13 protein-coding genes are annotated in these 12,868 nt (G+C 29.2%); all 13 read right to left on the bottom strand.

What is annotated here, in order from left to right:
* Positions 1-325 precede the first annotated feature (325 nt).
* Entirely contained in the window at positions 326-832 is a 507-nt protein-coding gene (locus M4I21_RS12805; protein WP_249559571.1) for a hypothetical protein, read from the bottom strand.
* A gap of 97 nt (positions 833-929) precedes the next feature.
* Positions 930-2,006, bottom strand: coding sequence for a hypothetical protein (locus M4I21_RS12800; RefSeq protein ID WP_249559570.1), 1,077 nt, complete (start codon positions 2,004-2,006; stop codon positions 930-932).
* A 406-nt stretch (positions 2,007-2,412) separates the two neighbouring features.
* Positions 2,413-3,174 carry an RDD family protein gene (locus M4I21_RS12795; RefSeq protein ID WP_249559569.1) on the bottom strand — a complete coding sequence of 254 codons (762 nt, stop codon included), beginning with the start codon at positions 3,172-3,174 and terminating at the stop codon, positions 2,413-2,415.
* A gap of 72 nt (positions 3,175-3,246) precedes the next feature.
* Positions 3,247-4,062 carry a hypothetical protein gene (locus M4I21_RS12790; RefSeq protein ID WP_249559568.1) on the bottom strand — a complete coding sequence of 272 codons (816 nt, stop codon included), beginning with the start codon at positions 4,060-4,062 and terminating at the stop codon, positions 3,247-3,249.
* A 70-nt stretch (positions 4,063-4,132) separates the two neighbouring features.
* A complete protein-coding gene (locus M4I21_RS12785) occupies positions 4,133-4,321 on the bottom strand; it encodes a hypothetical protein (RefSeq protein WP_249559567.1) in 189 nt (62 codons plus the stop codon).
* 102 nt (positions 4,322-4,423) lie between these two features.
* Positions 4,424-5,158 (bottom strand): DUF7003 family protein, encoded by a 735-nt coding sequence (locus M4I21_RS12780; RefSeq protein ID WP_249559566.1) that lies wholly within the window; start codon positions 5,156-5,158, stop codon positions 4,424-4,426.
* A 238-nt stretch (positions 5,159-5,396) separates the two neighbouring features.
* Complete coding sequence (locus M4I21_RS12775; RefSeq protein ID WP_249559565.1) at positions 5,397-5,789, bottom strand: hypothetical protein; 393 nt, start codon at positions 5,787-5,789, stop codon at positions 5,397-5,399.
* 162 nt (positions 5,790-5,951) lie between these two features.
* Positions 5,952-6,530: an NAD(P)H-dependent oxidoreductase gene (locus M4I21_RS12770; protein ID WP_249559564.1), complete on the bottom strand. Its 579-nt coding sequence runs from the start codon at positions 6,528-6,530 to the stop codon at positions 5,952-5,954.
* 60 nt (positions 6,531-6,590) lie between these two features.
* Positions 6,591-7,277 (bottom strand): Crp/Fnr family transcriptional regulator, encoded by a 687-nt coding sequence (locus M4I21_RS12765; protein ID WP_349628878.1) that lies wholly within the window; start codon positions 7,275-7,277, stop codon positions 6,591-6,593.
* A gap of 40 nt (positions 7,278-7,317) precedes the next feature.
* Complete coding sequence (locus M4I21_RS12760; protein ID WP_249559563.1) at positions 7,318-7,701, bottom strand: hypothetical protein; 384 nt, start codon at positions 7,699-7,701, stop codon at positions 7,318-7,320.
* 271 nt (positions 7,702-7,972) lie between these two features.
* Positions 7,973-8,962 carry a hypothetical protein gene (locus tag M4I21_RS12755; protein WP_249559562.1) on the bottom strand — a complete coding sequence of 330 codons (990 nt, stop codon included), beginning with the start codon at positions 8,960-8,962 and terminating at the stop codon, positions 7,973-7,975.
* A gap of 267 nt (positions 8,963-9,229) precedes the next feature.
* Positions 9,230-11,041 carry a UvrD-helicase domain-containing protein gene (locus M4I21_RS12750; protein ID WP_249559561.1) on the bottom strand — a complete coding sequence of 604 codons (1,812 nt, stop codon included), beginning with the start codon at positions 11,039-11,041 and terminating at the stop codon, positions 9,230-9,232.
* Positions 11,041-12,759, bottom strand: coding sequence for an ATP-dependent nuclease (locus tag M4I21_RS12745; protein ID WP_249559560.1), 1,719 nt, complete (start codon positions 12,757-12,759; stop codon positions 11,041-11,043). Before M4I21_RS12745 ends, M4I21_RS12750 begins: the two co-directional genes overlap by 1 nt.
* Between the last annotated feature and the right edge of the window lie 109 nt (positions 12,760-12,868).

The raw sequence follows: 12,868 nt of genomic DNA, 5'->3' as shown, positions 1-12,868 counted from the left end.
GCTTAAAACAATTTTTAATTTCATAATTAGTTTTTATTTATTGGTTTGTAGTAACGAGCAAATATTAGTTATTTACTACTAATTATGTAGACGTAAGAAATTTTGAAATCGTTGCCTGAGGATTGTTTTTTTTTTTTTTAGCTATTGATTACAATGTTTAGCATATCAAAAGTTTGCGATTAGGCTCGCAGTCAAAACTTTTGTTTTACCTTTTTATTTCTCTGGTTTAAACACCAAGCTAAATAGGTTTGGGAGACTTTGTTACTCTGCACTAACTTTTGCTTGGCCACTTAATCCTTATTGTTTTAGACCTTATTGGCAATAGTTATTTTATTTTAACTTCAACTAACACGTCTAAGTTTTTAGGAATAAATTTTTTGTTGTTTTCAAAATAAGTTTCAAATGGGTGTTTCAATTTCCAATACGTATCTTTTTCTTCAATTTTGATAAATTTTTCTTCATTATTCCACACGTGAATAGAATAATTTTTTCCTGTTAGTTTTATAGTTTTTAGGTCTAAATTGATCGTTTGTACGTTAAGTATTGTCTTGTCCTTTAAAGTTTCGAAAACCAAAATTGAACCTGTAGCAATAGTGTGTTGGCTAAAAATGAAGGAGTTGCTAGAGTAATCAAATTCTAGTTTATTATTTGAATGAGATCCAAATGGAGCACTTAATAATTTTATTTTTCCACTTTTAAAATGATCAATAGAAATAGTATCATTCTCTTTAGATATTAGCTTAAACTTTACTGAATAACCCCAACTTGCTTGCGCAACTAGTGTAGATGAAAAAACAGTAAAAAGAAGGGTGATGATTATTCTTAAGGTCATTTTCTAATTTATTAAAGGGAGCGTATTTATCTAGCAAAGTTTGGGTTTTTAAGCACCTTACTTAATAAATGTTATTCTTTCTATAATTTTCTCTTAATTAATATGTAAAATAATATCCTTTTTTATTCTTTGTATTTGCAAATACATAATTACCACCAATTGTATCCAATTTTAATTCTACAATTGAAGGCTCATCATAACAATCTATGCATAATTCTGAAGGGTAAATCACCTTTTCTTCTACAAAATTTCCTTTTGTAAAACTAGATCCATATTTATGTTTTACTGTACATAAATAATTGCTCGTGTCTATTACTTTACACAGCTTGGTATTGCCTTCATTAAAAATCGCAAAACGAATTAAGGTATCTTTCTCTATTTTAAATTGATGTTTGTTGTTTGGGTAGAAAAAATCGGTTGTTGTAGAACGACCTGCAAATACCAATAAGTAAGTAGTTTCTTTACTTTCAGATTTCTGTAAAAGGTTAGTTTTGGGTAAAGAAATATAGTTCCCAGATTTAATTACAGCTACTCCTTTTCTATTTGATTTTTCTAACAATTTTATTTTCGGATTATTTTCTTTATAGGTATATAGGCTTATTTTTAAGGCTCTAAATCCCTTTTTCTGGAATAAAAGCTCGTGATTGTATTTTCTAAAAGAGAAAAAACCTCTATTGTATTCTTGTGTTTCCGAGGTTGTACTGTGTTGGGTACTATCCATTAAAGTAACTTTTGTATTTTTTATGGGCTCATTAAAAATAGTTAGTACGTTACCAGACAATTTTAAACTTTTTTGTTTAGGTTTTGGAGTATGGTAAAGGTCTTTTTCTTTAACTTCTGTAGAATTGGTTTTTTTTAGTACCACTGTTTTTAGATTATAAGAACCTACTTCTGAGAAATTATCAATTTTAGTGGCTATTGTTTGATACCCTTCTTTTTTAAACTCTATAAAAACTGTTCTTGGGGTATCTATTGTATAATTCCCTAAGGTATCTGTTTGTACAGAAGTTAAATTGCTCTTATAGGAAATAGATACGTTGCCCAAGGGGTTTCCTAAATCATCTTGTAGATGACCAAAGACACCAATTTTATCTTTTTTATTTTCATTTAGAGTACACTGAAATAAGGTGCATATTCCAACTAAAATAAATATAAATACTATTCTTCTATTCATTTTTTAATGTTTGCTAACGGTCTTGTGTATAAAACGTAGCGTGTAAAAAGTAGCTAAGTTTATGGGTTTAGCACCAGTCAAATTTCTAATACTCCAAATATTAGAAATATTTAAGTCTAATGGTACCACCAACTTATATTCGTTAGTTTTTAATTCATATTCAAAATCAAAAAAATGTTAGTTGTTTTATAGATCTTCTTCTGTTTTGTAGAACTAATTACTGTCTGCGGTTAGTGTAAGACACGCAAGGCAGGTGATAAGCACTTTCGCTTCGGTTTATTACTTAGTTAAATATAAATAGTTTTTTCTATTCTAAAAGCCTCCCAACGATTTGGCATAAAAATTTGGCGGATGTTGTTAAAAGCACTAAACCGTAATTATTTTTATACGGTGTAAACAATAGTGTTTATTTGTTCAGTTCTATCAATTTCCATTCTCCTTGTGGTTCTTTTGTTAGATAAACAGCAACATTCAAATCCTTATCATTTCCAATAACTTTTATTTCCAATTGTGCTTCTCCATATCCATTTGATATAGAAACACTTCCAGTTGGCATCATTCCGTACTTTTTGATACCGCCAATTTCTGTTACTATTTCTTCATTTTGTTCAATTTTCGATATTGCTACTTTATAAGCATCAGAGCTTTTCATCGCAGAACCAGCAAACAAGAAAGTAAATGTAAAAAAGGCAATTCCTATACCAACTAATGCTAAAATTCTCGGAAGTTTTTTCGGTTTATTCGGATTCTTAACTACAATTGCTTTTGCAGTTTTATCTCCAAATCTTTTTTTCTCGGGACTCGAACTAAGAACTATAAATTCTATTGGCCAAATTATTAAAAATAAATTTCGGATAAACAACTTAACAAAAGAAGGAGCTTCAGTCGGGTTATTTTCATTTCTAACCATAATTCCCATAACCCATTTTCCAGGACTAATTCCTTTTATTGCATCTTTTGCAAAATAGAGTAGAAGGCCAATAATTATTGGTGGCAACATTTTGGTTAGTAGGTTAATGAAATTACTTTCGTCCATAAAACCTGTTCCAAGTGACAAGAATACAATTCCTACTATCAGAAATGTAAATGTAAAATGATCAATTATAAACGCTGCTATTCTTCTTTTTCTACTTGATAAAATATACGCTGTTTTCAAATTTTCGTTCATTAGTTAATGTTGTTTATATTAGTGCTAATGCTTAGGCTATGCTTAGTAGGGGTCAGATAAGCGATAAGCTTTCTAGTTTGTATCTGAATTAAATATTTTTTCTAAATTTATCGTGTCAAATCCTTCAAAAGAATAGTCCATTTCTGTGTATATTGTTTCTAATAAAGGTAATTTTAAAACAGTTTTTAGTGGCGCCAAAAGGGTATAAGAATTATCTTGGTCTTTCCAGATTTGAAGCATAGAGTTGTTGTCAAGAATTTTTATTTCATAAAACTTGTTTTCGTCTAAATGATACATAAAAGTTTCATTTTTTGTTTTTTCAATTTTAGAAAAATAATTTACATCAATACCATCCATATATGTAAAAGTTATGGAGTTATTATTTAAATAAATGGGATAATAAATACCTCCAGAAGCAACAATAGGAGTATCCTTGTAAGAACTAATTCTAAAATAGGTATTCTCTAATAATTTGTATGTGTTTTCGGCTTTATTCTTTATATCATGTTTGTAAACATATTCCCCATTTTCTATTTCATTGTCTAGATAAGACAACGTATAAGAACGCATCACTGATTTAAGATCTGTATTGGTTCTATAATCTATAACAGAGCAGTTTTCTTCTTGGTATTCGTCACTTCCTACTTTTCTATATTCTAGTATTTGAACAGAATCATTTGATATAATTCCTTTTATTTCATCTGAAATAATATTACTTTTTATTAATTTTAGTTCAGTTACATCTATTTTTTTTCTGTTTTTCAGATTTTCAATAAATATCCAATCTTGTTTATTTTCGATTACGTCTTGATTCTCTTTCTCTTTTTTGTTTTCAGTTTTACAACTAAAAAGTATGGTCAATATTAAAAAACAAATTATTTTCTTCATTATTTTTTTAGGGTGTTAGCTGTATATTCAAGGTCAAGTTTAAAACATAGATTTATTCAGTCCATTTCCTTTAGTAGAAATTTCTAATACTCCAAATATTAGAATTATTTAAGTCTAATGGTACAACCAACCTATATTCGTTAGTTTTTAAGTCATATTCAACATCAAAAAATGTTAGTTGTTTTATAGATCTTCTTCTTCTGTTTTGTAACGCTAATCGCTGCCAAGGTTCTTGTATCTGGTCTGTTGGGTGGTTCACATTAAAACCGAATAGAAAGTCCGTTAGGCCCTACGCTTTAAGATTCGTAAGTAGGCGAGGACCAAGCAATAAATTATATACGGTGTTACCATACGTACTTTTTTATAATGTTCCTCCATCTGGCCAGTTTTTCCAATGATTATTTGGCTGTTTATTCGGTTTGTAAAATTCTGTTTTTCCAGTTTCTAGAACCTTTGCTATTTGTCTAAATGTTTCGTTTTTACTTGGGATTTCAGAATCAGCACAGTCAGGATGATTCCATTTCGTCAATTCCATAATCTTTGGCAAGTCCGTTGGAATTCGTTCTCTGATTTCTTTTTCAGTTGCCTCAAACTCTTTATTGTATTCTGGTTCTAAACCTCTCAAAAATTCCCAAACGAAAATTTTGTCCGCTTCTTCTAATTTAATTTCTTTTTTTATGTAAAATTCTCGATTATGATTAATAGCGATTTCTTTATTTCGCAATATCATAGATTCTGCTTTTGGGTTCAAACTCTCTTCATATTCTTCATCGAAAGTTGGGAAGTCAGAACTGTTATCAGTTAAGTAAAGAAAATTTGCATTATCAGTTCCTGGTTTTGTGTCAATACAATTTCCAAATACGTGCAAACAATTACTTATTCCATTGTGTCCGCCACCACGATAATTAAATCCGATAACTTCAATTATTAAAGTCCAACGTTTTTCATCTCGATAAACACTCAATTTAGAATGGACAGGATAAACATATCCATTGTCAAGCATCGGAAATGTATAATCTTCCGCACATTTGTCAAGTTGTTTTAAAATATCCTTTGATGAATATTCCTGTTTTTTGTTAAATCCGAAAATGTTCATTTGTATGTATGGTGACGTTTAAGCTATGAGTAGTACTGAGACAAGGAAACTTTTCGTTTCTGTCTGAGCATGAAGCTAAAGCTTAATGTTTTGCTTTATTTTTTATTGTGCAAAACTACCTCCAAAATTCGGGATAAAAATTTAACGGACTTAGTTTAAAGCACTAAACTTTTGGTTTAGTACTAAAACCCGTATTAATTATAGGTTTTGCTGTAATGCGTTTTATACGCAGCATAGATTACTGATTTATCTTTATTTTTTCAATATAATGGAAATTATTTTTGATTTTAAAGATGTCCAATTCATTAGATGTTAATGGTCCTTTTGTTTCATTTCCACATCCACAACAAAGGCCATTTGAATTGGCTTCGATAATAAAATGGCCATCATTTGTTGTAGCAATTATTACGGATTCATTCCATTCAACATATTGCAAATCCTTTATAAATGGGTCGTTTTTGAAAGCAGGATTGCACATCAAAACATTTTTCCCATCGATTCGGTTTCTATTATTATCGAAATCAACATAATCATAGATGTAATAATAATCTAGGATTTTTGTTTTTCTGTTTCCACAGCCTAAAACTAAAAGAAGTAGTATGCTTAAAACTAAATGTATCTTATATTTCATTTTTTGTTAAATACATTACAAGGTTGTTGTATCTGGCTTGTTCCGTGTTTAAGCACCTAATTTAGTAAATAAAAACCTAATAGAAAATCTGTTAGTTCCTACGCTTTGGTGTTCTTAGGCAGATGAGGACCAACAGTAGATTATAAACGTTATTAACAGTAGTTATTTCAGATTTTCACCTAGTAGTATTACTTTTTTTAACCACTTTTCTCTAAAACCTAAAGTTGAATTTTTTATTGAGGCAATATAAGTTGTTTTTACAGGACTTATTCCGCAAAATTTTAATGTTCCATTTTTAAATTGGTTTATGGTTGGGCTTTTCATTATTAGAAAATCATACCATTTTGGTGTATCTGCTGTAATAATTAAACGTGCAGATTTTCCTTTCAGTAGTTTTTCAGGTAATGCTTTTCCCTCAATTGGTTGATATGTAATTGACGGTAAAAATGTTCTGTCTATAAATCCTTTCATAAGTGCAGGGTAACCATACCACCACATAGGAAATACCCAAACAATATGGTCTGCCTTTTTTATTTTCTCGATGGCTTTAACCAAATCAGGCTCCAGTTCCATACGTTTTCGGTAGCCAAATTGTAGATTAGGATTAAAATCTAATTCTGCAATGTTAATTAAAGAAATTATAGAATTTGTTTTATCAGCTCCTTTTATGTAAGCTTCCGATAATGCGTAATTAAAACTCTCTTTGTCTGGATGCCCGTTTATTATTAATACTTGTTTCATATTTGCTCTTTGTTTATAGCAAAGAACAATACTTGGGCACTTTTCTAAAAGGACATTTGTCTAATTCGTAATCGTTTTTCTTATTCTACTTAAATGTCTTTGGGTAATTCCTAAATAAGAAGACAGGTAATTTAAAGGAATAGATTGTAAATATTCAGGTTGATGTAGAAGTAAATCTTTGTATTTTTTTTCTGCGGATTCTTTTTGCAACAAGAAAACTCTTTTTTCCATTTTAATGTATTCTTGTTCAGTAATTAATTTGAAAAATTTAAGCCAATTTGTACTAGATTTCTCTAAAACTAATATTTCTTCTCTAGATATAGTTAATAACTCTATATCTGTTAATGCTTGTATGTTTTCTATTGTTTCTGTCTGAGATAAAAAAGAAGAGTAGGCGCTAACAAATGAATTTGAAAAGGTAAAACAATAAGTAACTTCCTCTTCAGATGACGAATAATAGAATGACCTAAACAAGCCAGAAACCACAAATGCTACTTCTTTAGATACTCTATTTTCTTTGATAAAAAAATCGCCTTTTTTTAATTTTTTAACCTGAACCTTACTTTCAAAAAGGTCAATTTCTTTTTCGGTTAAAATATTAAATGTTTGTATGTAGTTCCTCATTTTTTTAATTACTGCCAATATTCTTGTATATGGTTTGTTACGCGTGTAAGCACCTAATTTAGCAAATAAATCCCAGATAGAAATTCTGTTAGTTCCTACGCTTTGGGAATCGTAAGTAGGCAACAAGCAAGCAATTAATTACATAAGGTGTTATGCACTGACTTTATTGTTTTTTAATTTGCATATTTATCTTTCTTTCGACTTTTTCTTTCTTCTCTTGTTTCGCTTTTTGCATTACTGGTTTTACTTCCGTAATTTTCTTTTTCAAGTAAGCGATATACGCTTTATAAACTTCCTCCTTTGTTTTCATTTTAGACAAATCTTGCTTCGCAAAACTATTCTGAATTTCATTCGCTTTTAGATCCAGATATTCAAATTCAAGTTCGCTAATTTGGTCAATTAAAGGGTTCTTTTCGGGGTTTTTTATGTTTCTAGTCATTTCTCCCATAGGAACATCTAATAATTCCTGACCAATTTTATCTTTATTTTGAGAAAAGCCAAAATTTGTAATAAATAAAAGTGCTAATAATAATGTTGCTTTTTTCATAATATTATGTTTTTAAGTTAATTTTGAATAGAAATCAATTTTAATGCCAAGGTTGGTTTTTGGTAGTTTGTGCACAATTTTTAGTATATGGCAAGTAGGGCAGAAGAAAGCAATATCCTTTCAAGTTTGCACTGAGCCAAAACGTTGTATTTTGTTTTTAATTTATTCATTGTTAAAAGCCAAATCAACGATTTGGCGGTATTGGTAAATAGCAATGAACTTTCGTAAACCACCGAACGCCCTATTTGCTATATACACTGTTACCAGCTTTTTATTTTAATATTTCTTTCATTTTTTTCAATTGTTCAATAGGATCTTTGGTTTTACTATCCTTGTCAAATGAAGAATTCCCCAAATCCATTATTTTTGGAATATGGGTGTTTAAAAGAGTTACTTGCTCTTTTATTCGTTCAATTTCTACTTTCAGTTTATCTTCATCCGTAGTTACTGTATTTTTCTTGCTTTGAATACGACCAATTAGAAAATCAGTAACCCGTAATGCTGTCAGACGATTTCTGGCTTTAATATATTGAGATACAAAACCTCTCGCTAGATTTAGAAAGATTATTATTAAAAAAATAAATGCCGCTGATATTGATATCCGGATGGTTAAAATTGAATAGAATCTTAAGTTGGGTTCGTGGTAGAAAAATTTTAAAAGCTTTTCAGAAAATGGATTAGATGTTGTTAGGATACAGAGTAGAATAATCATTAATGCTACAGCTCCTATTATTGCAGCCACCGCTGACCAAGAATATTTTTTTAGTTGGGTGATTGAATCTAAAGACATATCTCGCATATCTTTTGAATACAATCCGAATTTGTCTCTCAATTCAATTATTAAATCATCCAGTTTGCTTTTTTCGTGATTTATTTTATCAATTTCCGATTCAGTATTTGATTTGTTTGATTCTAATTCTTCAATTTCACCTTCCAAATTAGCTTTCTGAGTTTGTAATGTAACAAGGTCATTAGTAAGGGTTTCTTTTGTAGGTGTATTAGTTTGAATGTATGTGTCAAGCTCTGTCTTTTGTCCTGTTAAGGTTCCGATTTCAGTTGTTAATGTTTGCTTTTGGGTATTATTTGTAGCAATGAATTCTTCAAGTTCTACTTTTGATTCATTCAAAGTACCAACTTCAGTAAGAATACTGTCTCTTTGTGCGGTTAATTCAGTAAGGTCAGATATCTTAGATTCTAGTCTACTTACTTCAACTTTTTTTTCTCGAAGCTGTCTATTTAAATCATTTCTTTCTGAGCTCATTATTTATTTTTTATTGCTGGTAACTAGTCAGTAACCGCAATGTATTGCGTTTATTCCGCCTATAGGGCTGTGTAAACGCAAGCTTTACAATTCTAGTTGTTTGTTTGGTTGCTATTTTTCTCACAATTTAAAACTATTTTCTGTACCACAATTACGGAAATGTGTAATTGACCTAATTTTATGTATACTATGCTCTAGAATAGGTGAAATCTGTGGTGTTAATAGATGGTTCTTACAGAAGTATTTTAGCTGAAAATTAATGAGTTTTTACTTGTTTTTTACCACAGTACTTTGTTGTGCTTTCGTGCTTTTATTTATTCCTTTTAAATTCATAAAACAACTACTGTTTTTTACTCGATAATTTCCACTATTATCAAGTTGCTTCTTACTTGCAGAAAAATACACTTGTTTTCTTCCTCTTGTCACGGCAACATAAAAAACACTGAGCTCTTCAAGAAATTTAGATTCATTTTCGTCTTTAATTTCTAAAATACAATCTGAATTGCTAGAGCATCCATTACATAATCCCCAAAAATTTGGAAATGAATCTTTCTCCATATCAGGGATAATAACATAATCCCACTCAAGACCTTTTGCTCCATGAACTGTAGAAATAATTATACTAGAATTCACAAATTCCACATATTGTTTAAGTCCATAATTTTCAAAAGTATCTTTAACTAAAATTATTTTTTCTTCGTTACTAACAAAAGCAAAGTCAATAAATATTCTTTCCCAAAAAAGACTCAATAAATTCGATATAGCTTCTATTAATGGTGAATTATTCTCCTCATACAAAGATTTGATTTTCAATTGGTGAGATTTCCCCATTTTTTTTGAAACACGATTATTTACTTTTAAAATCTCAATAAATTCAAATAAACAAGTTCTATGAAATTTAGTGTAGATTGGGTCTTCGTCTGAATATAAACCATAAAAAAAGGGAACATTATTAAGATTAAAAGTATCAATTATTCTAGTAATATTAGCCCCTCTCTGCTTTACTAATATTGCTACTTTTGCTTCTGGGTCTTCTCTTATTAATTTTATCGCCTTGTTTATAACATAAAGAGACTCCTCATTTTGGTCTTCAAGAATTTCAAATTCAATATTCGCTTCTTCTAAGATTTGAGGATTCTTTGGATTTTCTGCATTGCTTCTAATGTTCTTATCTAACAAAAGCATACTTGGGTTTTGTGCAAACCTATAATTTTTATCGAGTTCTATTTTTTGAAGATTAAATTTTTCAGCTGAAAGATTTAAAAGGTTAGGTATCGCTCCAATAAATCCATAAATCCTTTGTAGTGAATCTCCAAGCAATAGAACATTAGTTTTTTCGGTAATTAGTTTGTTTAATATCCAATAACTTAATGTATTTGTATCTTGATATTCATCAACTAATATTGAAGTAAAAAAATTTTGATAGAAACTCAATATTTTTGGATAATCATTAAAAAGTTTAATTGTAAGTGTCAAAATTGCATTATAAGGGATAACTTCTCTTGAAATTAATTCATCAATTATAATTTGATTATATTTAATAATATTATCTTTTACGAAGTCATATTTGAGTTCTTTCAAAGAAGTGTTGTACTCAGAAAGAAACATAGCGTTTTCGTAACTCAATCCAGTTACATCTCGCATTGTATTTCGAGGCTTGCTATCATCAATAGATTGTAAGTTGTCTATATTCAGTAGATTAGAATGAAGTAAATAGCCGTATTTTTTTAATATTCTCCTACAAAACCCATGATAGTTTGATACAAATATTTTATCTGATATTTTAATATTTAAATTCGAATCCTTTAGTAATTCTGGAACTTTCAGACTTACATCTTTTTTTATTTTATACGCAGCATTTACACTAAAAGTTAAAGCTAGCAGTCTTTTAGGATATGGGATTTCATTTGTAGCTAACATGTAAGCTATTTTACTAACCATTGTATTGGTTTTTCCGTAACCAGCTGGGGCTTCTACCAAAAGTCGATTGTTTGTATCGAAGACTACAGCTAATTGTTTAACGTCACCTTGATGACGTTTTTCAATTTCGCTTTTTATTATTTCTAAAGAACTATCCATTAGCTTAAGAGTTCTTTGGCTTGATTAATTACAGTTTTATAGATAGAAGGTATTTCTGAACCGTCTAACTTTTCACTTATTAATTTACCTAATGGATAACCTTTATTACTACTGAACCAAGCTAAATAAAATGGTTTAAGGTTTGTTAAATCTGTATTCTGTAAATCTGAAAGTCTTATGTTTTGAGTATATTCTGTAACTTCTAATGCGTAAGTTCTAATACATTTATTCAATTTTGTAAATTGAACTGTTGCATTTTCATTTTCATATTGGATTACTAACTCTCTTAAAATACTTTCTTTTCCAATATCTAATAGAGAAACTATTTCATCTTCAAAATCTCTCTTATTTGTAATATAGATTGGATGATTAACAGATGAAGTATTATCTCTATCTCCAATACCTATAGCTTTAATCATGAATTTTGAAGCAAGTTCAACCAATATTTCTATTGTTCTTATTTTGCCCCCTCGAGATTGAATTACTCCAATACCTAAATCATCTAAATTTATATTTATTTTGGTTGAAAAATTATCAAAGCTCCCTTCTTCGGATACTCCTTCAACAAAAATAACGGCTTTTGAAAAAAAAGCTTCTTTAATAAACGGAAAGCTTAATAATAAATGATTTGAATGTTGTGCAGATAAGCTTAATTCTTGTCCAGAAATTACTTTTGTTTTAAGATTTTCATCTACGTAAAACCTTATTATCTGCTTGTAATCATTAAGAAGAATACTTGGCGAATGAGTTGCTATAATTATTTGCCCATTGATTTTATCAATTCCAAATAGTTCTTTGATTAATTCATTAAATTGTTGATTTTTATTGTTAATTATCGATTTTAAGTATTTAACCAATGACCTCTGCATATAGGGGTGAAGATGTATCTCTGGTTCATCTAAACCAATTAATAGAGAGATTTCTTTATTACCATTTTCTTCATTTTCAAAAATTCCTTTATCACCTCTTTTTTCAATAATAAATTGTATTTTCTCTAAAATAGAAAGAGTAACAAGAATCAAAAACTGAATTCCATATCCACTTTTATTCAATAAGTTGCCATTCAAATCTTTTAGCGCAATCATGTTTGGAAGCAGTCTTTCTAAATCTTCATCTATTACAGCATTAATACCATATTCTTCAAATCCTTTTATTTTTTTAATTTTTGAGTTAACATCTCCAAGTAGGTCAGTTAATTTTGATTCATCAATAAAATCTGAAGAAGATTGCTCTTTATTATTTAAATAAATCTTTACTAAAGAAACTAGGAATTTACCGGCTCCCTTTCCTTTATCAAATGATATTTCTGAAATAGGATTTCTTATTGAATCATAAAAAACATAATTTATATTTTTGATAAGAGATGGTAAAATGTATGTGTCTGTTTCTAAATGATAAAAATCTAAATTGTCATCAGGCGAAAGTTGTATGCATTTTATATTGATAATGGAAGAGTCTTCTATATCGAAAAGGTCTTCAAAGTGTCCAATTTCTACTTCTGCAAGTTTTAATTTTAATTTTATTTCTATAGGATTATTAATGTTGGTAAAATCCTCAAAATTAAAAGCACGGAAATTAAATAAAGTATTTAAAAGGCGAAGTGAATTAGACTTTCCAATATTGTTTTCTCCAACTATAAAATTGCAATCATCTTCAAAATAAATCGAACATGAATCAAGATTTCTATAATTATTTATTCCGATTTCTTTAACTATCAATTTATTTCGTTTTTAGTGTTTTTTTGCATGAAGCACAACGTCTCCGTATATGAAACGTAGCTTGTAAAAAGACGCTATCGTTTCGGATTATACACGAGCCGAATTTTTA

Origin of the sequence: Cellulophaga sp. 20_2_10 (assembly GCF_023476645.1) — a bacterium.
Classification (GTDB): Bacteria; Bacteroidota; Bacteroidia; order Flavobacteriales; family Flavobacteriaceae; genus Cellulophaga.
This window is presented reverse-complemented; position numbering and strand designations above follow the sequence as displayed.

What these genes read in the sequence shown, in the direction of transcription:
- M4I21_RS12805 (WP_249559571.1), bottom strand. Translation starts at nt 832, where the DNA reads ATGACCTTAAGAATAATCATCACCCTTCTTTTTACTGTTTTTTCATCT.
- M4I21_RS12800 (WP_249559570.1), bottom strand. Translation starts at nt 2,006, where the DNA reads ATGAATAGAAGAATAGTATTTATATTTATTTTAGTTGGAATATGCACC.
- M4I21_RS12795 (WP_249559569.1), bottom strand. Translation starts at nt 3,174, where the DNA reads ATGAACGAAAATTTGAAAACAGCGTATATTTTATCAAGTAGAAAAAGA.
- M4I21_RS12790 (WP_249559568.1), bottom strand. Translation starts at nt 4,062, where the DNA reads ATGAAGAAAATAATTTGTTTTTTAATATTGACCATACTTTTTAGTTGT.
- M4I21_RS12780 (WP_249559566.1), bottom strand. Translation starts at nt 5,158, where the DNA reads ATGAACATTTTCGGATTTAACAAAAAACAGGAATATTCATCAAAGGAT.
- M4I21_RS12775 (WP_249559565.1), bottom strand. Translation starts at nt 5,789, where the DNA reads ATGAAATATAAGATACATTTAGTTTTAAGCATACTACTTCTTTTAGTT.
- M4I21_RS12770 (WP_249559564.1), bottom strand. Translation starts at nt 6,530, where the DNA reads ATGAAACAAGTATTAATAATAAACGGGCATCCAGACAAAGAGAGTTTT.
- M4I21_RS12760 (WP_249559563.1), bottom strand. Translation starts at nt 7,701, where the DNA reads ATGAAAAAAGCAACATTATTATTAGCACTTTTATTTATTACAAATTTT.
- M4I21_RS12755 (WP_249559562.1), bottom strand. Translation starts at nt 8,962, where the DNA reads ATGAGCTCAGAAAGAAATGATTTAAATAGACAGCTTCGAGAAAAAAAA.
- M4I21_RS12750 (WP_249559561.1), bottom strand. Translation starts at nt 11,041, where the DNA reads ATGGATAGTTCTTTAGAAATAATAAAAAGCGAAATTGAAAAACGTCAT.